21 protein-coding genes are annotated in these 23,325 nt (G+C 30.5%); 9 read left to right on the top strand and 12 right to left on the bottom strand.

What is annotated here, in order from left to right:
* Positions 1–12: 12 nt before the first annotated feature.
* The 4 genes from C4N20_RS10600 to kdsB form a co-directional block, all read right to left on the bottom strand.
* Positions 13–3,891: an autotransporter outer membrane beta-barrel domain-containing protein gene (locus C4N20_RS10600; RefSeq protein ID WP_005976145.1), complete on the bottom strand. Its 3,879-nt coding sequence runs from the start codon at positions 3,889–3,891 to the stop codon at positions 13–15.
* Positions 3,892–3,942: 51 nt separating this feature from the next.
* A complete protein-coding gene (locus tag C4N20_RS10595; RefSeq protein WP_005976143.1) occupies positions 3,943–4,263 on the bottom strand; it encodes an HU family DNA-binding protein in 321 nt (106 codons plus the stop codon).
* Positions 4,264–4,764: 501 nt separating this feature from the next.
* Positions 4,765–6,372, bottom strand: a complete 1,608-nt coding sequence (locus C4N20_RS10590; RefSeq protein WP_005976141.1) for a SpoIID/LytB domain-containing protein — start codon at positions 6,370–6,372, stop codon at positions 4,765–4,767.
* A 24-nt stretch (positions 6,373–6,396) separates the two neighbouring features.
* A complete protein-coding gene (gene kdsB / locus C4N20_RS10585) occupies positions 6,397–7,137 on the bottom strand; it encodes a 3-deoxy-manno-octulosonate cytidylyltransferase (protein ID WP_005976139.1) in 741 nt (246 codons plus the stop codon).
* A gap of 110 nt (positions 7,138–7,247) precedes the next feature.
* Here kdsB and C4N20_RS10580 point away from each other — a divergent pair, with 110 nt between their 5' ends.
* Genes C4N20_RS10580 through C4N20_RS10570 form a run of 3 tightly spaced genes read left to right on the top strand, consistent with a single transcriptional unit; the run spans position 7,248 to position 9,443 of the window.
* On the top strand, positions 7,248–8,024 hold the full coding sequence (locus tag C4N20_RS10580) for a M48 family metallopeptidase (protein WP_005976137.1): 777 nt from the start codon (positions 7,248–7,250) through the stop codon (positions 8,022–8,024).
* A gap of 32 nt (positions 8,025–8,056) precedes the next feature.
* A complete protein-coding gene (locus tag C4N20_RS10575) occupies positions 8,057–8,671 on the top strand; it encodes a histidine phosphatase family protein (RefSeq protein WP_005976135.1) in 615 nt (204 codons plus the stop codon).
* 16 nt (positions 8,672–8,687) lie between these two features.
* Positions 8,688–9,443, top strand: a complete 756-nt coding sequence (locus tag C4N20_RS10570) for an EI24 domain-containing protein (RefSeq protein ID WP_005976133.1) — start codon at positions 8,688–8,690, stop codon at positions 9,441–9,443.
* 388 nt (positions 9,444–9,831) lie between these two features.
* Here C4N20_RS10570 and pdxR read toward each other — a convergent pair whose 3' ends face one another.
* On the bottom strand, positions 9,832–11,220 hold the full coding sequence (gene pdxR, locus C4N20_RS10565; RefSeq protein ID WP_005976129.1) for a MocR-like pyridoxine biosynthesis transcription factor PdxR: 1,389 nt from the start codon (positions 11,218–11,220) through the stop codon (positions 9,832–9,834).
* A 171-nt stretch (positions 11,221–11,391) separates the two neighbouring features.
* On the opposite strand from pdxR, the gene pdxS reads away from it, so the two are divergent.
* From pdxS to C4N20_RS10540, 5 genes are all read left to right on the top strand, one after another.
* Positions 11,392–12,267 (top strand): pyridoxal 5'-phosphate synthase lyase subunit PdxS, encoded by an 876-nt coding sequence (gene pdxS, locus C4N20_RS10560; RefSeq protein WP_005976127.1) that lies wholly within the window; start codon positions 11,392–11,394, stop codon positions 12,265–12,267.
* 2 nt (positions 12,268–12,269) lie between these two features.
* On the top strand, positions 12,270–12,839 hold the full coding sequence (gene pdxT, locus C4N20_RS10555) for a pyridoxal 5'-phosphate synthase glutaminase subunit PdxT (RefSeq protein ID WP_005976125.1): 570 nt from the start codon (positions 12,270–12,272) through the stop codon (positions 12,837–12,839).
* 371 nt (positions 12,840–13,210) lie between these two features.
* Entirely contained in the window at positions 13,211–14,749 is a 1,539-nt protein-coding gene (locus C4N20_RS10550; RefSeq protein WP_005976123.1) for an ABC transporter substrate-binding protein, read from the top strand.
* Between the two features lie 71 nt (positions 14,750–14,820).
* A complete protein-coding gene (locus C4N20_RS10545) occupies positions 14,821–15,522 on the top strand; it encodes a 5'-methylthioadenosine/adenosylhomocysteine nucleosidase (RefSeq protein ID WP_005976121.1) in 702 nt (233 codons plus the stop codon).
* 86 nt (positions 15,523–15,608) lie between these two features.
* Complete coding sequence (locus C4N20_RS10540) at positions 15,609–16,196, top strand: TMEM175 family protein (RefSeq protein ID WP_005976119.1); 588 nt, start codon at positions 15,609–15,611, stop codon at positions 16,194–16,196.
* A 73-nt stretch (positions 16,197–16,269) separates the two neighbouring features.
* Here the strand turns inward: C4N20_RS10540 and C4N20_RS10535 are convergent, their stop codons facing one another.
* Genes C4N20_RS10535 through C4N20_RS10510 form a run of 6 tightly spaced genes read right to left on the bottom strand, consistent with a single transcriptional unit; the run spans position 16,270 to position 21,194 of the window.
* Positions 16,270–16,914 (bottom strand): peptidylprolyl isomerase, encoded by a 645-nt coding sequence (locus C4N20_RS10535; RefSeq protein ID WP_005976117.1) that lies wholly within the window; start codon positions 16,912–16,914, stop codon positions 16,270–16,272.
* A 42-nt stretch (positions 16,915–16,956) separates the two neighbouring features.
* A complete protein-coding gene (locus C4N20_RS10530) occupies positions 16,957–17,616 on the bottom strand; it encodes a hypothetical protein (protein ID WP_005976115.1) in 660 nt (219 codons plus the stop codon).
* Positions 17,594–18,748, bottom strand: coding sequence for a THUMP domain-containing class I SAM-dependent RNA methyltransferase (locus tag C4N20_RS10525; RefSeq protein WP_005976113.1), 1,155 nt, complete (start codon positions 18,746–18,748; stop codon positions 17,594–17,596). Before C4N20_RS10525 ends, C4N20_RS10530 begins: the two co-directional genes overlap by 23 nt.
* The gene (locus C4N20_RS10520; protein WP_005976111.1) at positions 18,736–19,866 is read right to left on the bottom strand and encodes an AI-2E family transporter; all 1,131 of its coding nucleotides are present in this window, start codon (positions 19,864–19,866) and stop codon (positions 18,736–18,738) included. The genes C4N20_RS10525 and C4N20_RS10520 overlap by 13 nt, the downstream gene beginning before the upstream one ends.
* A gap of 9 nt (positions 19,867–19,875) precedes the next feature.
* Positions 19,876–20,280, bottom strand: coding sequence for a NusG domain II-containing protein (locus tag C4N20_RS10515; protein WP_005976109.1), 405 nt, complete (start codon positions 20,278–20,280; stop codon positions 19,876–19,878).
* Positions 20,281–20,288: 8 nt separating this feature from the next.
* Positions 20,289–21,194, bottom strand: a complete 906-nt coding sequence (locus C4N20_RS10510) for a phosphatidylserine decarboxylase (RefSeq protein WP_005976107.1) — start codon at positions 21,192–21,194, stop codon at positions 20,289–20,291.
* 98 nt (positions 21,195–21,292) lie between these two features.
* On the opposite strand from C4N20_RS10510, the gene mgsA reads away from it, so the two are divergent.
* Positions 21,293–21,661 carry a methylglyoxal synthase gene (mgsA, locus tag C4N20_RS10505; protein ID WP_005976105.1) on the top strand — a complete coding sequence of 123 codons (369 nt, stop codon included), beginning with the start codon at positions 21,293–21,295 and terminating at the stop codon, positions 21,659–21,661.
* A gap of 18 nt (positions 21,662–21,679) precedes the next feature.
* Here the strand turns inward: mgsA and C4N20_RS10500 are convergent, their stop codons facing one another.
* A complete protein-coding gene (locus C4N20_RS10500; RefSeq protein ID WP_005976103.1) occupies positions 21,680–23,212 on the bottom strand; it encodes a nicotinate phosphoribosyltransferase in 1,533 nt (510 codons plus the stop codon).
* Between the last annotated feature and the right edge of the window lie 113 nt (positions 23,213–23,325).

Here is a 23,325-nt window from a genome sequence, read left to right as displayed (position 1 = left end):
TTACTTCTATAATTAGAATTTGTACCCTGCTCCTATTGTTGCTCCAAGTGTTTCTCTGTCTTCATTGTCAAATTTATAATTTATTCCACCATTATAGAAGATTCCATTATCTTTTTCTACTTCTGCTCCTATATTAATTTTTAGAGTATTTTCTCCTAAATTTGCCCCTAGTACATCAAATCTATTTCCTCTTGTTCCATCTGTTCCAATGAAATTTCCTTTGAATTTATTATCAGTATCTCCCATACTTCTTGTGTAGCTGATTCCTGCTAATAGATTCATTTTTCCACTTTCTAGTTTTATAGTTTTTATTAAATCTACTCCTACTTCTGTATCAAATGTTGTTGCTTCTACTTTTTCCATTTCAAAGTGCTTATCTTCTACAGATTCTTGAGTTAATCTTGTCAATGCCAATTTAACTTTTGGTTCTACTGTTACATCATTTCCTGCATTTATTACATATTTTCCTTGAGCATATCCACTGAATGCTTTTGAATTATATTTATTTCCTGTAGAAGCTATTACATTATTATCAGCGTCTATTTTATCTAATTGATATCCTAATCCTGCTGTTAGTTTGAAATTATTTACATCTTGTTTTCCATATACTCCAAAGTAGAAAGCATCTCCATCTGCACTTGCATTTTTCATATCAAGATCTTGTTTAGTTCCTGAGAAAGCAAATCCTACTGATGATTTTTCAGAAACTCCATATTCCATTGCTCCCAATAATCCTGTTGTCTTTGTTTCTACACCGTAATTATTTACTTTTCCATCTCTGTCATATTCTGTTCTGCTAAACAGTATTTTACCTTGTGCTGTCCATTTTCCTTCTTCTGGTTTTCCTCCTAGTGACAATACTGCATCTTCATTCATTCTCAAAGTATCCATAGCCATTTTTACTGTTTCTGAATATACATTATTTGAATAAACAGAATCTAATTGAGCTTCTCTAACATCCTTATTTTGAGAAAGTACATTATTTATTACAAAAGACTTGTTATACATATCGGCTAATTCTTTATTATTTACATTACCTTTTATAAAACTTAATGCTCCATTATTATATGAATAAAATTCGCTGTTTGTTATAATATTAGATATACCGTCAATACTTACACTATTTCCTAATTTTAATGTTAAATTTTCTTTATTTATATTTGAAGTAAGAAATTGAATTGTTCCATCTCCAGTTACAGTTACATTTTCAGAATTTCCAAATAGATTTTTTCCATCATTATCTACTTCAGCTTTAAGCATTCCATCAGCTCCAATAGTTACTGTTGTTCCAGATCCAACAGTTCCTTTTATTGCTGAGTCTGCTGAATATGTAACTGTTGCTTTTTCTGTATCAGTAGGAACTGCCATTCTGTTTAATGAAAATAACTTAACGGTAGGAACTCCTATATTAATTGTTTCAGCTCCTGTTATTGTTCCAGTTATTTCAGTATTTCCAGCTGTTACATCCATTGTTTTAGCTTCTATATTTCCTATTATTGATGTTGTTCCAGCTAGTTCTAGTGCTTTAGCTTTAACATCTCCAGTTATTACTGTTGCTTTTTCTGTTCCTGCTGTTTTTAATGTTCCATTAGTAGTTCCATCGCCTATATTTCCATTAAAAGTTGTTCCTGATAATTCTAAAGTTGAGTCTGCATGAGCAAATGTTACTGCTGTTTTATCAGCTTCTGCATTTACTGTTCCATTAGTAATTGTTAAATCAGCTTTACTTGTTCCATTTCCTACTGCTATACTTCCACTAGCATCTAGATTAGTTGTAGTTCCTTTTATTTCTACAGGTGCATTGCTCTCTCCATTTGCAATAGTTACTTTTCCTGTAACATTTAGAGATTCTACTTCAATAGATTGGTCTGTTGAACCTTTTATTGTTGTCTCTTCCCCTTTGATAACTATACTTCCATTTCCACCAGCATTGTTTATATCCCCTGCATTTACTTCTCCACCATTAATTACTATATCTCCCTCTTTTTCTATTGCCTTTCCATTCTTATCTACAATCATTCCTGAATTAAAATATTTTCCATTAAATAAAGTTGAAATATCAAAATCTTTTAACTCTTCAGATGTTTTATCTGTTATTTTTATTTTACCAGTGTTTTTAGCTGTACCATTTTCATTTTTTATAGCAAGATTTCCAGATTTACCATCTTCTCCTAATCCTAATGCTATTGTTCCATTATTTGTAGCTGTTCCTTTGTCGATAGATATTCCTATTCCATTAGTAGTTCCATCTTTTAATGTAATTATTCCATTGTTCGTGAAAGTTGTTGATGCTCCCTCCACTTTTACACCTATGGCATTTTTTCCAGATACTAAAATACTTCCTTTTTCTGTATTTATTGCTTCTTTTTTAGCAGTTATTCCCTCCGCATTTCTAAGTTGTACTCCTATTACATTTTCTCCATTTACTTCAACAGTTCCATTGTTTTCAAAATATCCATATACATCTTCAAGAGCATTTGCATTTATATCGCCATCAGAAAGTACAACTCCTATACCACCATATGAATTTACAAGAATTTTTCCATTGTTATATCCCCATGTATGCTCATGAAGTCTTAATCCATGAATATTAAGAAACATATTTCCCTCTGTTTCTTTATATTTTTCTTCTAATTCTTTCTGTTGATCTTCACTTAATTCGATAGTTATATTTCCATTATTAACTACTTCTCCAGGAGTTTCCATATATGGTGCTGATGCTGAATATATTCCTGTATTATAGTAATAAGGTCTATCATAAGTATCCTCATCTTTTTCAAAATCATTTACCAAAATATCTCCATTATTTTCTATATACACTTTATTATACTTCGTATGGTACCCATTATTATGTATTCCTTCAAATGATGCAGTAATCTTTCCATTGTTTTTTATTGTTACTGTTCTATTTTTAGCCTCTGGATTTGTATCTTGTTCTGTATCTGCTACTCCTATTCCTGTTTTTCCAATTATATCAGCATAGTTTGTTAAAGTATTATTTCCATTTCTATTACTTAATTCTACTGTTGTCCCTTTTGACTGTATTTTTCCTCTTAATGTAATATCACTATTATTAGTTTTTATAAAAGTTTCATTGTCTTCAGTATTATTTACTATTAATTCCTTACCACCATTATTATTACTGTCAATATTTATTGTTCTTGTTCCACCACCAGCAAAAGAGAACTCTCCATTTATTTTTGAATTATCTTTTAGGTTTATAACAATATCACCTAATTGTCTGTCATCAGCATCTGACTTTATAAGTCCATTAATTATTCCACTGTTTGTGAAAGTTGTTATATAATCTTTACCAGCAGATAAATCAACTGCACAATTATATGTTGGATGTCCTGTTTTAGTTATTGTTCCAGAATTTGTAAAAGAAGTATTACCTTGAAAACCATTTACAATAACTGTTGGTCTCCAAAAACGATCATTTTCTTCTTCTAAAGAAGAGTTGTTATTTATTAAAATTGCTTCACTAATTACCTCTGTAATACCAGTTTTATCTTCTCCAACTATATTTAATAAAGTCATCCCTTCACTTGTTGAAAGATTTGTATCTTTATCCAGTGTTGTTTTTCCTTTACTAACTGTTATAAGACGTTCAATGGCTGAAGGCTTTTCTTCACCAAATTTAAATTCATATATAACCCCTTTAAATTCTGTATTATCTTTTAACATTAATCCATATTGATTATTCATTACCTCTTCAGTTATTGCAGTTGAAAAGTTCTCATTAGTGTATTCTTTAGTTACTGTAGCCTCTGTTCCAAATGCCACTGTACCTGCTATCAAAAATCCTACCACAGTGGCTGTGGTTATTGATACCTTTTCTTTTAAACATCTCTTTAGAGATTTCTCTACCTCATTAAAATTGCTAATCATAACTATATTCCTCCCATTATTTTATTTTAACTGCACTTTTGTCAGACTACTTTACTTCATCCCAGTTTCATCTGATAAGCCATAGTTATTTACTTTTTTATTCACAATTTCCATAAAACCATTTTTTACTCTGAATTTTAATGCTGTTCTCTCTTTTGTCATATACAAACTATTTTTATGAATATCATATATCTTTCTTGGTTTGAGTTTCTTTGCTTCGAATGTTCCAAAATCTTTTACTATTACTTTTCTCTCTGTTGCTATTCCTGCAAAAATTACCTCCCAAAATAGTTCCAACTTCTCTTTTGCCTCTTTTATATTTTTCAATTTTCTCTTCTTTTTATACAGTTCAAGAAATTCAGCCTCTGTCATAATATCCTCTTTTCCTTTAAAATAGCCACCCCAAAAAACTGTTCGCATTTGTGTATAAATGCGAACTTTTTTATTTTTTTATTTTTTGTCAAAAATTATCTTAAATTCAAGTTTTAAAATATATTTTTTTAAAAATTGAAATTTTTTAAGAAAATAAAAATTGATTATTTTATTTTTTCGTGGTATATATAGTTAATAGGAATAAAGATTGTTTTAGATGTTTTTAAATTCTTTAAATGTTCGCATTTATACACAAACGAGAACTCTTGATTTTTATTTTTTATTTCTCTTTAATTATTTTATCTTTTTTATACTTTTATTCTTTTTCTCACTTTTTTAATTCTCTATATTTCTTCCAGATAAATTTAAAAATAAAAAAATTGAAATTAAAGCTATAGAATAATTTTTGAGAAAATAAAAAAAGACCATTGCGAATTAGTTAATAAAACACTAACTTACAACAGTCTCTTTTTTTTATTTATATTATTATTTTTATCTTAATTACCACACATAATTTGCTGCTTCAGTAAATCCTCCTGATGTAGAAAAATATTTTGCATCTACAGGAGTGTCTTTATACATCAAAACTTTTCCTTTTGTACTTTCAATAGCTTCTTTTGCATCATCATTTTCAACCTGATTATTATACACCTGACTTTCAGTAGTATCTTTTACATGGAATCCATCATTCTTATATCTGAATTTCAAATAATCACTCAAAGCATAAGTTCTAGCTGCGATAGCCTGAGCTTTAAGTGCTTCCACTCCAAAACTTTGTGGCATTTCACTAGGGACTACCTGTTTCAAATAATCTTCCATATAGATTTCATTTATTATTCTGATACCCCTGCTGGAAGTTCTTGAAGGTTTCAATTCCATAATTCCACGATAGTTAGGATTTATTGTGTGCATCTTTTTTATTCCATCTAAAGTGATGTAGTATCCTGTTCCCTCAATAACTACTGGGTTGACAGTTTTAACTCTTTGCTTTCCATTTACTTTTATAGAAAGTTTTTTTCCTTCATTAACAACTTCTATTTTTTGTCTTACAGGCACATCAATTTTAAATCCTGAACCTGTTATTTTTAATTTTCCACCACTATGAAGAACAACTCTTGTATGATCCAATCCTCCATTGCTGTTGCTTATTCCAACTCTGATATTTTTATCTACACCTTTCATGCTGTACATATTTTTCATATCAGTATTAGGATAATATCTTTTCAAAACATCTTTATATGAATAATTGTAGTTTTTAGTCAAATCATAAGCAGTCCATTGAGGCATACCTACTCCATGACCATTTCCTCCTCCATATAGAGTTACATTTCCAGAGCCCTTTTCTATCGAAAAATAAGCTGATGGTAAAAGAGTTATATTATTTCTTAGAGCTTTTGCACTATAGCCGTTGGCTCCCCCTTTTGTTCCATACAGAGGAATAGTTCTATTAGTTTTTGTACTATTTTTATCAGCAGTAAGAAGCTTTCTTACATTTAACTCTTTAGATACTAGAAATTTATTTTTATTAGTAGTTATCAAAAGATAAGTTATAACCCCTGATCTTCCTCTTGCAGCTACTTCTACATCTTTTACATCTCCTATGGCTGCTGCTGTTATAGGAATAGATTTCCATTCACCTTTGCTCAATGTCATTACATCTCTTGGTCTCACTTTATATACCATAGGCAGATTACGAGCTACTGAATTTTTAAATTCTTGCTCAGTAAATGTTATCTTCCATCTCCAGTAATTAGAATTTGAACCATACCCTGTTATAGTCGTATCTTTAAAAAATTTAAGCATCTCTTTTTCATTATGTTTTTTAAAGAAACTATACCCATACTCTTTCAATACATCATTTCCCGGCACTAGATATTCAACAGATCTTCCTTTAAAGTTGTCTGGAATTGGAAGCCCTTTTTCTTTGAAGAAAGTGTAATCTAATTCATAGTCAGCATCTGTGTGTTGTGCCTTTTGCGGTTTAGAACTTGTAAATATTCCTCCGAATCCTCCTCCAGAAGAAGGTTTTTTAGAAGGTGTAGAACTACATCCAGCTATGGAAGCTGCCATTAATGCTACAAGAAATATTTTGCTTAAATTTTTTTTCATAAGTTTTGTTCCCCCTGAATGATGTTATTTTATTTTTATGTTATGTTCAGTAATATATTTTCTAACTTTATCCAGTTCTTCCTGAGTATCAACTCCTATTATTTTATATGGAGTTTCTATAACTTTTATTTTATAGCCGTTTTCTAATACTCTAAGCTGTTCCAAAGATTCTGAAAGCTCCAGAGGAGTAGAATTCATTTTTGAATATTCCATTACAAAATCTCTTTTATATCCATATATTCCTATATGTTTGTAATAATTTTTTAAATCAAGATTTCTTGGATAAGGAATTACACTTCTTGAAAAGTATATTGCAAAATCATTTTTATCAGTTACTACTTTTACAGAATTTGGATTTTCTATTTCTTCCATAGTGCTTAATTTGTGCTTTAATGTACTCATTGGAATAGATTTATCTTCTAAAAATGAATCAATTATAGAATTTATCATATCAGGTTCTATTAAAGGTTCATCCCCTTGAATATTTACAATAACATCATATTCAGAGTATGTTTCACAAACTTCTGCTATTCTGCTGGTTCCATTAATATGATCTTTTCTTGTCATGATAACATTTCCACCAAAAGATTTTACTTCTTTTACTATTTTTTCATCATCTGTTGCAATTACTACATTATCTAATTTCGACAAAAGAGCTCTTCTATATACCCATTCTACCATTGTATGACCACATATATCTTTCAATGGTTTTCCCTCTAATCTTGTTGAGGCATATCTCGATGGTATAACTCCTAAAAATTTCAATTTACATCCTCCTTCAAATTGTGTAAAATAAATATATCAATATTCTTATTATACCTAAAAATAAAAGAATATTCAAAGAAAAAATATCATATTTACATCGGAGGGATTTTATGAAAATGAAAAAAGTTTTATCGTTGGTATTTTTGGCTCTTTTCCTTATCTCATGTTCTAGTACTCCAATTACTGGAAGAAAACAGCTTCTTTTAGTAAATGAAGAGGAAACAATTCAAAACAGTTATACTCAATATGCTCAAGTTATGAAACAAAGTACTGTTTTGAATAATAACGATGCCAAACTTGTAAAAAAAGTTGGAAACAATATCGCCAAAGCTGTAGAGAAATATTTTGAACTTCACCCTGAGCAAAGAACTTCTAAAGTTAAATACCAATGGGAATTTAACCTTATAAAAGATGATACTCCTAATGCTTGGTGTATGCCTGGTGGTAAGGTTGCTTTCTATACTGGTATTCTTCCTTATACAAAAGGTGAGCAGGGAATTGCAGTAGTTATGTCTCATGAAATTGCCCATGCAATAGCAGAGCACAGCAGAGAACAACAAAGTCAAAGTATGGTACAAGGTGGAGTGGGAGCTGTTCTTCAAGTTGCATTTGGAGTTCCTCAAGAACTTTATGGAAGTGCTTCTAATTTAGTTATGCTTGGATACAGCAGAAAACAGGAAACTGAAGCTGATGAACTTGGACTTATCTTTATGAAACTTGCTGGATATAATCCTAATTATGCACTTACTTTCTGGGAAAGAATGTCTTCTGCAAGTGGTGGAAAACAATCACCTGAATTTTTAAGTACTCACCCTAATGATAAAACTAGAATAGAAAATATTAAGAAATTCTTAAATAGTCCTACATTTTTAAACGTAAAAAAATAAAAACAATTTATTAAGAAGGGAAATATAAGCACATGGAAATTTACTTTATCAGACATGGAGAAACATTATGGAATACTTTAAAAATATTTCAGGGAAGATCTGATTCTCCACTTACAGAACTGGGAATATCACAGGCAGAAAAACTTTCGGAAAAACTAAAAGACATTGAATTTACAGATTTTTATTCATCTCCTATGGGAAGAACTATTCAAACAACAAAAATTATTATGGGAGACAGAAAACAGGAAATAAAATTCATTGAGGAATTTAAAGAAATCTCTATGGGAGATATTGAAGGAATCCCTCGTTCAGAATTTGAAGAAAAATATCCAAAAGAATTTTATGATTTTTTTAATAATCCTGTAGATTATGATCCAAAAGTTTATCATGGAGAAAATTATTATGAAGTAATAGAAAGAGTAAAAAAAGGATTAGATAAGCTTTTATCGTATCTTAATGACAGTGACAGAGTTGTTGTTGTTACTCATGGAGTAACTCTAAAGGCTTTGTTTCATGTCATAACAAAAGAAAAAATGGATGTATTAGGAGCTGCTAAAGTTCCACAAAACACAAGTGTTTCAATAGTAAAATATAAAGATGGAAAATTTAATATAGAAGTTTTTTCTGATACATCACATTTGGACTAACACAGGAGATTAAATTATGAAAGGTATAAAACTTGTACTGGCTTCTTTTTCAGATTCTTTTAGAATCATTAATGAAGCTAAATTAAAAAAATATTATTTTCTGCCAGGAATCATTGGTATTTTCTTATTTGTAGTCTTGATATTTTTAGCAAATTTACTTTCATTTGGAATAATGAGTTCTTTAGAATCAATATTCGAATTAGAAAAATATCATGCTTTAGTATCTATTCTTATCAAAATACTAATATGGGTGGTAGCAGTTTTTCTCTACTATCTTGTATATAAATCATTACTGTTACTGCTCTTATCTCCAATACTTGGATATGTTTCTGAAAGAGTAGACAGTCACCTTACAGGAAAAAAATATGATTTTACAATTAAAGATAATATGAGATTTTTAATGAGAGGGGCTGAAGTAGGGTTTAGAAGCTTTATTAAACAGCTTGTTGGAACATGTGTTATCATGCTGTTGAGCTTTGTTTTTCCTATAAATTTATCTATTCCTCTGCTTATATTTTTGCTTCAGGGATATTTTACAGGATTTTCATTTATGGACTATACTTTAGAAAGATATGAATTTTCTCCTAAAGAAAGTCTTGAATTTTTAAAAAAGAAGAGATTTTACTCTCTTCTATGTGGAAGTATATTTACTCTTCTATTTTTCATCCCCTTCATTGGGATATTTCTAGCTCCTCTTGTTACTTGTGTAGCTACTACTAAAGTAACTCTGGAACTGATAGAAAGAGATAAATTTCCAGAAGTAATAGATTAATATAAATATAATTTTAAAACTTTTCCAGTAGAAAGGTTTATTATTAATTTTGTTCTTAAAACATAAAAAAATAGTTAAAGGATTACAACAGTTCCACTGTTGCATCTCAGTAATTATAGCAGTTAAAATTTTAACTGCTTAATTACTGGAAACTCACTTCGTTCAAACATACTGTTTTTTACGTTTTACTTACTTCATTAATTGCATAAACCTTTCTAATTTCCAAATTTCTAAAATTTAATCTAGCTTTTTATAGGTATCTCTCTTTTTATTTTATCTAAAATATTTCATTCCAAAGGCTACTACTACCAAAACAGCTAATATCACCAGCTTTATTTTTATTCTTTTTGTATTTCTATCTTTTCTATTAAACATAATTCTCTTCTCCTTATCTCAATTCATCAATTACTTTTTCCAATATTTCTATTCCCTCATCTATCTCTTTTTCATTACATTGAGCAAAACTTAATCTTATATAGTTATATGATTTTTCTGAAAAAACTACCCCTGGAAGTATTCCTACCCCTCTTTTAGCAAGTTTCATATACACAGCTTCCCCTGTTATTTCTTTTGGAAGCTCTATCCAGAAGCACATGCCACCTTTTGGTTTGTTGATTTTTATGTTCTCTATTTTTTTAAGTCTGTGATACATATATTTTTGTTTTTTATGAAACTCTTTTCTGGATTTTTCTATATGTTCATTCCATATACCATTTTCAAGAAAATATTGAAAAACTCTCTGATTCAATCCTGAGTTAGAAATGTCACTGGAATATTTCCCTGCTAATACAGAGTTTGCTATTTTTTCTGGAGCTACCATAAATCCAAGCCTAAAGCCAGGCATGAACACTTTAGAATAGCTTTTTATATATATGACCCTATCATTTTTATCATAGCTTTTTATACTTCTTATTTTTTTTTCATCAAAATATATATCAGAGCTGCAATCATCTTCTATGATGTAGAAATTATATTTTTCAGCCAGATCTAAAAGCTCCACTCTCTTTTTTTCTGAAATTGATATTCCTGTAGGATTATGAAAAGTAGCTGCTGTATATATAAATTTTATTTTATCTCTCTTTAAAATACCTTCCAGCTCCTTTAAGTCAAGTCCATCTTTTTTCATTGCTACTCTTTCTACTTTTGCCCCATTATTTTTAAAACTTATAACTGCCCCTTTATATGCTGGGTCTTCTGTGACTACTATATCTCCCGGATAAATCAATATTTTACTCAATATATCTATCCCCTGCTGAGCACCTGACATTATTTGAATATCTTTTATCTCTACATCTATCCCATCAGCTTTCAGTTCTTTTTTTATAGTCTTACGAAGCTCCAAATAACCTTGTGGATTTTCATAAAGGAGAGCTTTCCCTCCATCTCTGTCTAAAATATAATTGATAGCTTTTTTCAGTTCTTCCACAGGAAAAAAATCAGCATTAGGGGACGCAGTAGAAAAATCTATTCTGTACTCAGAAGAAAAATAACCATATCTGAATATTTCATTTTCCATATGATCTTCCAGATAAAACTTTTTTTCTCTGTTGTATTTTACATAAGCTCCGCTCCCTCCACGAAGATATATATATCCATTTTTTTCCAGCTGTTCATAGGCCTTTACCACTGTTGAGATACTCACTCCTAAATTTTTAGCAAGCTCTCTTATAGAAAATATTTTTCCTTTTATCTCTCCATTTTCTATCATTTCTTTTAATTTATAATAAAGCTGAAGATATATTTTTTCCCCATTCTCCACAGGCAGTTCTATTTTCATTATTCCTCCAAGAAAAAATTGTAACGGTACACTTAATAGTTTTTAGAATTGAATAATTTTATATTTTATGTGATACTATCATTAGAAAATTAATTTTTTAATAGATTGTATCGATACTCTTATTATAATATTAATCAAAAAAATAATCAATAAATATATGGAGGGAAGAATATGTCAAGATATGATTTAAATAAAAACTTAGCTCAAATGTTAAAAGGTGGAGTAATAATGGATGTAACTACAGCTGCTGAAGCTAAAATAGCTGAAGAAGCTGGTGCCTGTGCTGTTATGGCATTGGAAAGAGTTCCTGCTGATATAAGAAAAAATGGCGGAGTAGCAAGAATGTCTGATCCGAAAATGATAAAAGAGATACAGGCTGCTGTTTCTATTCCTGTAATGGCTAAAGTGAGAATTGGTCACTTTGTAGAAGCTCAAATACTTGAAGCTCTTGAAATAGATTATATTGACGAAAGTGAAGTTCTTACTCCTGCTGATGACAGATTCCATGTGGATAAAACATTATTTAAAGTTCCATTTGTATGTGGATCAAGAAATCTAGGAGAAGCTCTAAGAAGAATATCTGAAGGAGCAAGTATGATAAGAACTAAGGGGGAGCCTGGAACTGGAGATGTCATTGAAGCTGTAAAACATATGAGAACACTAAATGAAGATATCAGAAAAGTAGTATCTTCTCCTGAATCTGAACTTTATCATATTGCAAAGGAATTAGGAGCTCCATATGATTTAGTAAAATATGTTCATAACAATGGAAAACTTCCTGTGGTAAACTTTGCTGCTGGTGGGGTGGCTACACCTGCTGATGCAGCTCTTATGATGCAGCTTGGTTGTGATGGTGTCTTTGTTGGTTCTGGAATATTCAAATCTGGCGACCCGGCAAAGAGGGCTGCTGCTATTGTAAAAGCTGTAACAAATTACAATGATCCGAAAATTCTTGCTGAAATATCAGAAGATCTAGGAGAAGCAATGGTAGGTATCAATGTTTATTCTCTTGCTGAAGATGAGAAAATGGCTAAAAGAGGTTGGTAATTATGAAAATAGGAATTTTAGCTCTCCAAGGAGCTTTCCAAGAGCATAAAAATATCCTTGATTCCCTAAATATAGATAACTGTCTAGTAAAAACAAAAGAACAGCTAAAAGATATTGATGGGATAATTCTTCCTGGTGGAGAAAGTACAGCTATGGGAAAACTTTTAAGAGACTTTGATATTCTTGAACCTCTCAAAGAAAAAATAAAAAATGGCTTTCCTGTATTTGGTACTTGTTCTGGTATGATACTTCTCGCTGAAAAACTTTCAAACAGTGATGTTGTACATTTAGGAGTTATGGGAATAGAAGTTAAAAGAAATGCTTATGGAAGACAGCTTGGAAGTTTTGAAACATTAGGAGATTTTAAAGGAATAGATAAAAAAGTGAAAATGGTATTTATCAGAGCTCCCTATGTAGAAAATATAAAAGAAGGAGCAGAGATATTATCAGTTGTAAATGGAAATATAACTGCTGTGAGAGAAAAAAATATGCTGGCTGTATCTTTCCACCCAGAGCTTACAGATGATACTTCTGTTCATGAATATTTTCTGGATATTGTAAAAAAAAAATAAAAAATAGTTGACTTTTAAAAAAATATAGCATATACTCATTACAAGAAATAAGACTATGAAAAAGGAGGTTATCAATATGACATTATCTAACTTAAACACTGTATTCCAATATTGGTGGTGGAGCTGCACAGAAAAACTGCATACAGAAATTTTTAATGTTAGATATAAGCTTGCGTCTTTTGATAACTTTTATACTTCTGTGTAAACTCCTTTAAAATATTTGAATATATAAATCTAAATTTATATACATCATGTTTTTTGGAGCACACATGATATATATGAGAAATATCACTTGTTTTTAAAGCAATCTAACCAGATTGCTTTTTTTTATTCTTAAAGAACTTTTAAATGATACCGAGGGGGAAACAAAAATGAAAAAGAAACTATTGGCTGTGATTTTTTTACTTACATTTGCTTTATTACTTGGAGGAACAAAAGCTATAAAATCTGAAACTTCATCAGAGACTAAATTGAAAGATACTTTAGTTATTGCTCAGAAAGCTGAAATCAAAACTCTTGATCCACAAAAAAGTACTGATTCAGTTTCTAATAAAATAATTCAGCTTATGTTTGATACTTTAATAACTATGGATAAAGACCTTAATCTGCTTCCAGGATTAGCTGAAAGCTGGGAATCTGTTGATCCTTTAAATACAGTATTTCACTTAAAGAAAAATGTTAAATTCCATAATGGAGATATTATGACTGCTGAAGATGTAAAGTTTTCTTTGGATAGAGCAAGAAGTCTTCCTCAATGTGCTTATAATTTTACTCCTATAAAAGAGGTAACTGTAATTGATGAAAACACTATCAAGATAACTACAGATACTCCTTTTGGAAGTCTTTTAAATCAGCTTAGTATTACAAATTCTTCAATAATTAATAAAAAACTCGTTGAAGCTTCAGAAGATGTATTTCTTACTAACCCTGTAGGAACTGGACAATTCAAATTTAAATCATGGGATATAGGAAACAGACTTACTATGGAAAGATTTGATGATTACTATGGGACTATTTCAAAACTTAAAGAAGTAGTTATTAAGTTCATAACTGAAAACAACAGCAGAATGATTATGCTGGAAACTGGTGAAGCTGATATATCATTAGATATGGGAGTTATGGATCTGAAATCTATTAAAGACAACAACTCTTTAGATTATATAGAAGTTGAAGCTCCTACTAGCCAGTTTGTTGGATTTGATACTAAAAATGAATTATTGAAAGATAAGAGAGTGAGACAGGCAATAGCTTATGCAATAGATAATAAAGCTATCACTCAAGCTATATATGGAGATTCTGCTACTCCTGGAACTTCTGTAGTTCCTCCTGCTATGACAGATTTCAATCCTGATGCTAAGAAATATGATTTGAATATTGCCAAAGCAAAAGAACTTTTAACAGAAGCTGGGTATCCTAATGGTTTCAATATTGACTTATGGGTAAGTGATGATTCTGCAAGAATTGATGCTTGTGTTATTATTCAGGAGCAGTTGAGAGAAATAGGAATCAATACTGAGATTAAAGTTTTCCAATGGGCTACTTATATCAAAATGATTGAAAATGAAAATGAAGTAAAACCTATTTTCTATATGTCATGGAACACTGCCAATGGAGATTGTGATAAAACTATGTATCCTCTTTTCCATTCATCTCAAATAAAAGGTTCTATGAATGTAACTGCTTTTGTAAATAAAGATTTAGATGATACTCTTGATAAAGCTAGAATAACAATGGATCCTAAAGTTAGAAAAGAACTTTATGGAAAGGCTCAGGAGATATTACAAGAAGAGCTTCCTCACTACACTATTCTTTATCCAAAACTAAATCTTGGAATGAGAAAAAATATTCATAATCTTATTATGAAAAATAATGGTTATTTAGATCTTACAAATGTCTATGTAACTGAGTAGTAAAACTCCCCCTCTGGAAAAATATAATGATAAAGTGTGAGTAAATTAATCTATAAATCAGGAGGAATTAAATGGCTTTAAAAGTTGGAATAATCTGTGCTGGAGATTCTGAGTTAGAACCTTTTCTAAATCATATTCATAACTGCCATATCACAGAAAAAGCAATGTTGAAATTTTATGAAGGTGAAATAAATAATATTCCTGTTGTTGTTCTATACAGTGGTGTATGCAAGGTCAATGCTGCTGTTGCTGCACAGATTTTAATTGATTCTTATCATGTAAATACAATTATCAGTGCTGGTACAGCTGGTGGAATGGAAAAAACTATAAAAATTTTTGATACAGTTATATCAACACAACTTGCTTATCACGATGTAGCTGATGATATACTGGTAGAGTTTCACCCTTGGCTCCCTTCTATCTATTTTAATGCTGATGAAAAATTATTAGCTGCTGCAAAAAAAATTGTACAGAATCAAGCTGTTAATCATCCTGTTATTTTTGGTAAAATGGTAACTGGAGAAAGTTTTATTGATAAGAATATGCGGGAAATAATAAACAAAAAATATGCTCCTCTCTCTGTTGATATGGAAAGTGCAAGTATCGCCCATGTATGCTATGTAAATAATATCCCATTTATTTCAATACGAACTATTACAGATACAGCTTCTCACTCTGGAGTAGAAAATTTTGAACAGAACTGCGACAAGGCATCTATTATATCTAAAGATATAGTTCTGGCAGTTTTAGAGGAACTAAAAAATGATTTATAATCTCCAAAGAAGAGGAATTTCTAAAAAAGGAATCTCCTCTTTTTTTTCATATAATGATTAAAAGATATTTAAAAGGAGAAAATCTTATGTTTGGAAAAAATAGAATAGAAGCATTTAGTGATGGAGTAATAGCCATCATTATAACAATAATGGTATTAGAATTAAAAGCACCTCATAGAGCAGATATTTCTGAACTCTCCAGTTTATTTCCAAAATTTTTTAGTTATATTTTAAGCTTTCTCTATGTGGGAATATACTGGAACAATCATCATCACACTTTCTCTGTTGTCAATAAGATAAACGGAAAAATCCTCTGGGCAAATACTCACCTGCTCTTTTGGCTTTCCCTTATTCCATTTACAACAAGCTGGATGGGTGAAACAAACTTCTCAGAAATCTCTGCTATGATGTATGGGGGCGTTCTTTTAGCCTGCTCCATAGCATACTATATTTTAATACATCTGCTTATAAAGTCACAAGGTAAAAATTCAAAATTAAAAAAAGCTATTGGAAATGATATAAAAGGGAAAATTTCTCCTATTTTATATCTTACAGGAATAATTTCAGCATTTTTCCTTCCTGTAATTTCTTTATTTTTCTATGCTCTCACTGCTGTTCTCTGGATAATTCCTGACAACCGTATAGAAAAACTACATATAGAAGAAGAAAAATAAAACTAATAATTAAAAAAGTCAACCACCTACTGGTTTAAATAACACAGCTGGCAGTTGACTTTTATTTTTATTTCTAGTATTTTTTTAATTCTGGCATTGTTTTAGCTAATATTTCATCCATTTTATCTTTCATTTCTTTGTTAGCTTCTAATAATTTATCTACATCCCCAGTGATTTCTATTGTTTCAATAGTATCTCCCTGTGCAACTTTATTAACTACAGCTTGGTCAGCGTCAGAAACTACTTCTCCAAAAATAGTATGCTTATAGTTAAGCCATTCTGTTGGTACATGAGTTATAAAGAATTGAGATCCATTTGTCCCTGGTCCTGCATTAGCCATAGCTAATTTCCCTGGTACATTAAATGTAAGCTCTTCAACAAATTCATCTCCAAATTGGTATCCAGGTCCACCTGCTCCTGTTCCTGTTGGGTCTCCCCCTTGAATCATAAAGTCTGCTATTACTCTATGGAATATTAATCCATCATAATATCCTCTTTTTGCTAAATATACAAAGTTTGTTACTGTCATTGGTGCAGCTTCTGGAATTAATTTTAAATTTATATCCCCTTTTGAAGTTTTTATTTTAGCATTTAATACTATATTTGCCACCTTTGTTCCCTCCTTAATTTTTAAATCAGCTGAACGACTTTTTCTAGAATGATAGAAAAATCCTCCTGCAATTATTAATAGTAATATCACTATTTTTACCATTTTCATTTTCTCCTCCATAATTCTATCATACTTTTCTAAAAATCATAATTACTTTTTCATAATTTTATTATATGTTTTTAACATTTCATCTTTTGATACAGTTCCGTATATTTCATACGGCCATTCAGATACCAGTCTTTTATTTAAGATATCTAATTTTTCCTGTACTTTTAATATTTTTTCCTCTGCTTTTCTGAATTCGGCTCTTACAGGCTGAAGTTTATAAATATATTCTATCTGCTCCTCTTCCTGAATTGCATTTTTCATCTCCATAGAAAGTTTTTCTTCCTCTTCCAATATTTTATCTGCTCTGTCTAAAAGTTCATACTTCGTTTTTTCAAGCTCTTTTTTCTCATATTGGAAAAATCTTTTCACTACTTCAGCTCCAGAATCACCTTTGAATTTCTCTCTCAATTCCATCTGATTTTTTATATATTCTTCACTGAAATTATTTTCTTTCATTATATCTTCAATATATTTTTTAATAGCTGAGAATTGTTCTTCATCAAAGTTTTCAACAGCTTCTCCTGTTAAACCTCCATAAAGTTTTTCATATTTGGGTATAACATCTTTTTCAAGTATTTCTATTCCAGAGATATCTCCTATCTCCTTCAGCTCATCTATTTTTTTATTTATGGATCTGAAAACCTGTAAAATTACCTCTACAGAAAATTTTAAAATTTCATTATTTTTTACCATTTTTTCCATTACTTTCTCCATAATATTGATAATAATAGCATTTTATTCCACCATTATATAGTTTTCTGTTCTTAGTAGCTTTTCCTCCAAAGCATTTTTCAAACTCTTCATATGAAGTAATTACATAGTATGACCATTTTGGTATTCTCATTCTGCATACATCTCCAAGAAGTCCGTACAGTCTTTCTACTGCCTTTTCATCAAGAAGTCTGTCTCCATATGGTGGGTTAGTTATAAGGCACCCTTGTCTTGATTCCATTTCTATATCTAAGAAATTTTTACACTCAAGAGTTATATCATCTTCTACACCAGCTTTTCTTATATTTTCTCTGGCTATTTCTATAGTTTCAGGATCTATATCTGAACCATATATCTTAACTTCTTTTTCATAATCTTCATTGGAAAAAGCTTCATCTCTCACTTCTATCCATTCATTTTCTGGAATTATTTTCCATCCCTCAGATGCAAAGTTTCTATTTGCTCCTGGAGCTATATTTCTTGCTATCATAGCTGCTTCTATAAGGATAGTTCCTGTTCCACACATAGGATCTAATAGAGGTCTCTCTCCTCCTTTCCATCTTGAAAGTCTCACAAGAGCTGCTGCCATAGTTTCTTTTATAGGAGCTTCATTTTTTATAGCTCTATATCCTCTTTTGTGCAGTCCCTCTCCGCTTGTATCCATCATAACTATAAAAATATCATTATGTGCTTGTATTTTTATTGCATATAAAGCTCCATCTTCATAGAAATAATCTTTTTTATAAGTTTCTTTCATTTTTTCTACCATAGCTTTTTTAGCTATTTTCTGTATATCAGATTTTGAAAAAAGTTTAGATTTCACAGAACTTACCCAGCTTATAGGGAATTCTCCATTTTCTGGAATAAAATCAGCCCATTCTATTTTCTTCATATTTCTGAAAAGATCCTCAAATGTAACTGCTTTAAATTCTCCCATTTTTATAAATACTCTATCTGCACATCTTAAATGTATATTTGCTTTAACTATATCTTTTACAGTCCCTTCAAATTCTACTCTTCCATTGAATGCCCTTACATTTTCAAATCCAAGTTCTACGCATTCATCTTTTACAACACTTTCAAGCCCCATAGTACTCGAAGCTATCAAAGTTATTTTTTCCATTTTTTCTCCTTTTTATTTTTAATATTTGTACTGCCATTCTCAATTTTTTTTAATTGTGTCTCATAGATAAGTTTTATTATACCAAAAGCTGGTACTCCAAAAAACATTCCCATTGGTCCCATAACACTTCCACCAATAAGTACTGCCACTATTACCCAGAAAGTACTCATTCCTACTGTTTCGCTTACTATCTTAGGTCCCACTATCCATCCATCTACTGTCTGTCCTATTATCATTGCAAGGAAGAGATACCCTATCTTTGATGGTTCTGCCAGAATTACTAAAAATATTGCTATAGCTCCTGCTACAATAGAACCTACATACGGTATCATATTTCCCATACCAATCATTAGAGAACTTAACAATGCATAAGGGACTCCTGCCAGAAATAATACTACAAAAGTTATTACTCCGACAAAAGCTGAAGCTATTATTCTTCCCCATACATAATTTAAAAGAACATTTCTTGACTGGTTAAGAAAATCACTTAAATACATACCTTTTTCTTTTCCAAAAATTATTGCTAAAATATTTTTTATAAATCTAATAAAATACTCTTTGTCCAATAGGATAAATACAGCAAGGAAAAATCCTATAAAAAATTTACTCAGAGCAATAGTCCACCATACAATATTTAAAAGAACTGATATTCCAAATTCCTGTAGATTTCCTATATTTCTTTTTAATAAGCTGATTATATTATCCTCTATCTGCTTTTCTCCAATTACAAGAAGTTCCTTCTCTTTAAGATAATCAAGAACTCTTTTTATGAGGCTTCCTAACTGCTCCTGCATATGAGGAAGTTTATTGTATAATTCTTTAAAACTTTTTCCAAGCTGAGGGAGTATCAGTCCGACAAACCCTGCAACTCCTATTATTACCAGAACAATGACAATAGCTACAGCTACCCATCTTTCAAGTTTAAATCTCTGCTCTATTTTACTCACTAAAGGTTCCAAAAATATGGAGATGAACACTGCATATATCATTGGTATAAGATAGCCGATATATGTACTGTATATATCTTTAAAAGCATCATATTTTTGAAAAAAACTTTGTACCAGTACAATTACTATCCCTGCTCCTAAAAATTTTAAAAAAGTCCATTTTTTTTCCACAATTCTCGCCTACCTTATTACGAAGTCTAACTCTTCCCCAGTATCATTATTTTTAGAATCGCCCACTATCTTTATTAAGAGCCTATCAGGAACACCAATTATAACTTCTCCCGGATCTTTTATCCATCCCTGTTTTACATTTAACTTTAAAGGTGAATTGGAGGTTGTCACTCTTACCATGTCATCTTTGAATTTGACATTTACTCCTCCCAGATTTGTATCAACAAAAATATCTCTCTCTTCTTTCTGTAATGGATATACATACTGTAGCTTCCCATCTACATATATCTCTACTTTAGAAGCCTTTTCTTGAGACAAGCTTGTAATATTCATCCCTAAAGTAGCAAAGAAAAACAGAAGAAAGGAATATATGACTAGGTCTCCTATTTTAAAATATTTTGCCTTTCTTTTCATACCTCTCCCTATCTTTTATTGGAAATACCAATTTGTTCTCCCATATATACTTTTGTTTCAATTCCATTTTTAGTATTTTCAAGCAGATCCTTATCTATCTGCACTTTATCTTTTTCAAAAACAAGTATACAAGTAGATCCCCCAAAGAAAAAATATCCTTTTTCTTCACCTTTTTTTACAGATGAGTCTGGGGTATAAGTCTGTTTAATTCCTCCTACCATAGTAGCCCCAACTTCAAACATAGCTATATCTCCAAATTTTTCTGTTTCAAGTATAGAATATTCTCTTTTATTTTCACAGAATATTCTAAAATTCTTTTTGATAGCAAGAGTAGAAACTGAATAATAGTATCCATCTATTAATTGACTTTTACTTATTTTTCCATCAGAAGGGAAATGGAATCTATGATAATCTACTGGAGCTAGTCTCACTATAAGAAAAACTCCTCCTTCATATTTCTTGGCTAATTCTCTGCTTCCAAAAAATTCTTCCAAAGTAAATTTGTCTCCCTTTACAAAGAGATTATCTTTTTCACTTAAATTATCAAATACCATTATTTTTCCATCTGCTGGAGAAACAAGTACATTCTCATTTTGATTTACAGGTCTTCTTCCATCTTTTAACTCTCTATAGAAAAAATCATTAAATGAAGTAAATTCTTCTACTGATTTTTTAGCTTCTTCTATATTTATTCCCGCTTCCTCAATAAAAGCTGGTATTTTTTTACAAGACTCTCTGCTGTCCATTTTTTTCCCATAATATTCTGTAAGAAATTTTTTTCTTACTATCATATTCAAAGGAAGTTCTCCAAGAGGATTATAGTACAAAAACTTCAAATACTTTTCCCCTGGTACTTTTTCTATAAGAGTTTCCCCTGTTTTTCTCTCTATATATCTTATTTTACTAAATTCCACTCTATCACCCTTTTTTTATTTTGAAATTACTGGTAATTTCATACAAAATTATTATATAATAACTATATCAATTAATTTCCAAGGGAGGAACTATAATAATGGAAAGAATCGCTCTTATAGCTCATGACAATATGAAAGATGAAATAGTTACTTTTGTAAAAGAAAATCTTGATTTCTTTAAAGAATTTGAATTAGTAGCTACTGGAACAACTGGGAAAAGAATAGCTGAAGCAACTGGGCTGACTATCCATAGATACCAATCTGGTCCAATAGGAGGAGATCAGCAAATTGGTGCTGACATCGCTCTCAACAAGATTAAAGCTGTATTTTTTTTAAGAGATCCCCTTACAGCTCAGCCTCATGAACCTGATATTTCAGCTCTTATCAGACTTGCTGATGTTCACAAAATCCCTATTGCTACTAATCTTTCTACTGCTCATTTGTTAGTAATCGCTTTAAAAAAATAGATTCATTTGATGGCTCTCTTATTTTTTACGAGAGTCATCTTTTAATATTTCTGATTGTATAGTTTTTATCATGTCATATTTTAATTTTATTAGATTTTCTGAAAGATCTACTTTATATTTGTGAGGATTTTCCAATCTTTTTCTTTCTGCTGATATTTTCTCTAAACTTTCTAAATAATATTTTTGAGAACCTAATACATCAAATAATTTTTCATACTCATCTGTAATAACTTCCCCATCTTTTACATATGTTCTAGTAAGTTTCTTCACACTATATGATCCCTCTTTTAAATCACTGAATTTAAAATCATATTTTTCATCTCTAATAGTGATATCTTTTCCATTTACTAATTTTTCTTTATCACTGTCATTTTTCACAAGAGTTATTAAATCAGCATAAGCTAATCCCTCTTTATCATATATTCTATAAACTTCTTTAAAACCAGGGTTAGATATTTTTATGATATCCTCTGATAATTTTATCACTGGTTCATTATCTATTTCAACTATTTTGTATACTCCTCCAAAGCAAGGATTAGATTTACTTACAGCAATCTCGTCTCCCACTCCATATGTATCTGCACATACTCCCTGTTCTCTCAATGATCTGATAAGTTCCTCATTCAATGAGTTAGTAAGGAATATTTTTGCCTTTGTAAGTCCTGCTTCATCCAACATAGCTCTGCATTTTTTAGAAAGATAAGCAAGGTCTCCTGAATCTATTCTTATTCCATATATTCCAGGATAATTATCATCTATTCCACAAGCTTTAAATGAGTCTATTGCATTTCTTATTCCTATTCCAATAGTATTATATGTGTCTATAAGAAGAATAAGAGCATTTGATTTTCTATTTCTTCTATGTTTTATAAATGTATCAAAAGCTACTCTTTCAGCGTGGCTTCCCACTCCAAAAGTTTGAATATATGAGTGAGCCATAGTTCCTATACTTGGCACCCCATATTTATATTCTGTCACAAGGTTTGAATGACTTGTACATCCACCTATGATTGCTGCTTTATTTCCAGCAACGGCACTGTCAAAACCATGAGCTCTTCTGCTTCCAAAAGATGAAACCTGTACAGGGTATGCTGCTCTTGTAACTCTTGAAGCTTTTGTAGCTATCGCCATCTGCATATTCATTATATTCAATATAGGTGTCTCTAATATTTTTGCTTCAATTAATGGAGCTTTTACAGTAATAACAGGCTCATTTGGATAGGCTATTTCTCCATCTCTCATAGCATAAATATCTCCAGTGAATTTTATTTTAGAAAGATACTCAACTAATTGCTCTTCGTGAATAAGTTTTGAAAAATACATTCTTTTTTCTTCTTCACCTGTGCTGTTCAAAATTTCTATAAGATTAATCACTTCTTGTACTCCAGAAACTACAGCAAATCCGCCGTCTTCTGTTTTTCTAAAAAACACATCAAAAACAGCTTCTTTATCTTCCATGTGTTCCATCAAAAAAATGTCGCTTTCTGTATACTGATATCTATCTGAATTTATCACTCTTGCAAATTCTGTTAAAACTATCTCTCTCTCCATGCTCTAACTCCTTTTGACACAAAAATATAATCTACATAATAATATGTTTTATCCTATCAATTATATCATTTATTTATCGTTTTTCCAAATTCTTATTTGATTCAAATCATTTA

The sequence above is a fragment of the Fusobacterium ulcerans genome (assembly GCF_003019675.1).
GTDB classification, from domain to species: domain Bacteria; phylum Fusobacteriota; class Fusobacteriia; order Fusobacteriales; family Fusobacteriaceae; genus Fusobacterium_A; species Fusobacterium_A ulcerans.
The sequence above is the reverse complement of the archived record's forward strand: the minus strand, read 5'-3'. Positions and strand labels throughout refer to the sequence as shown.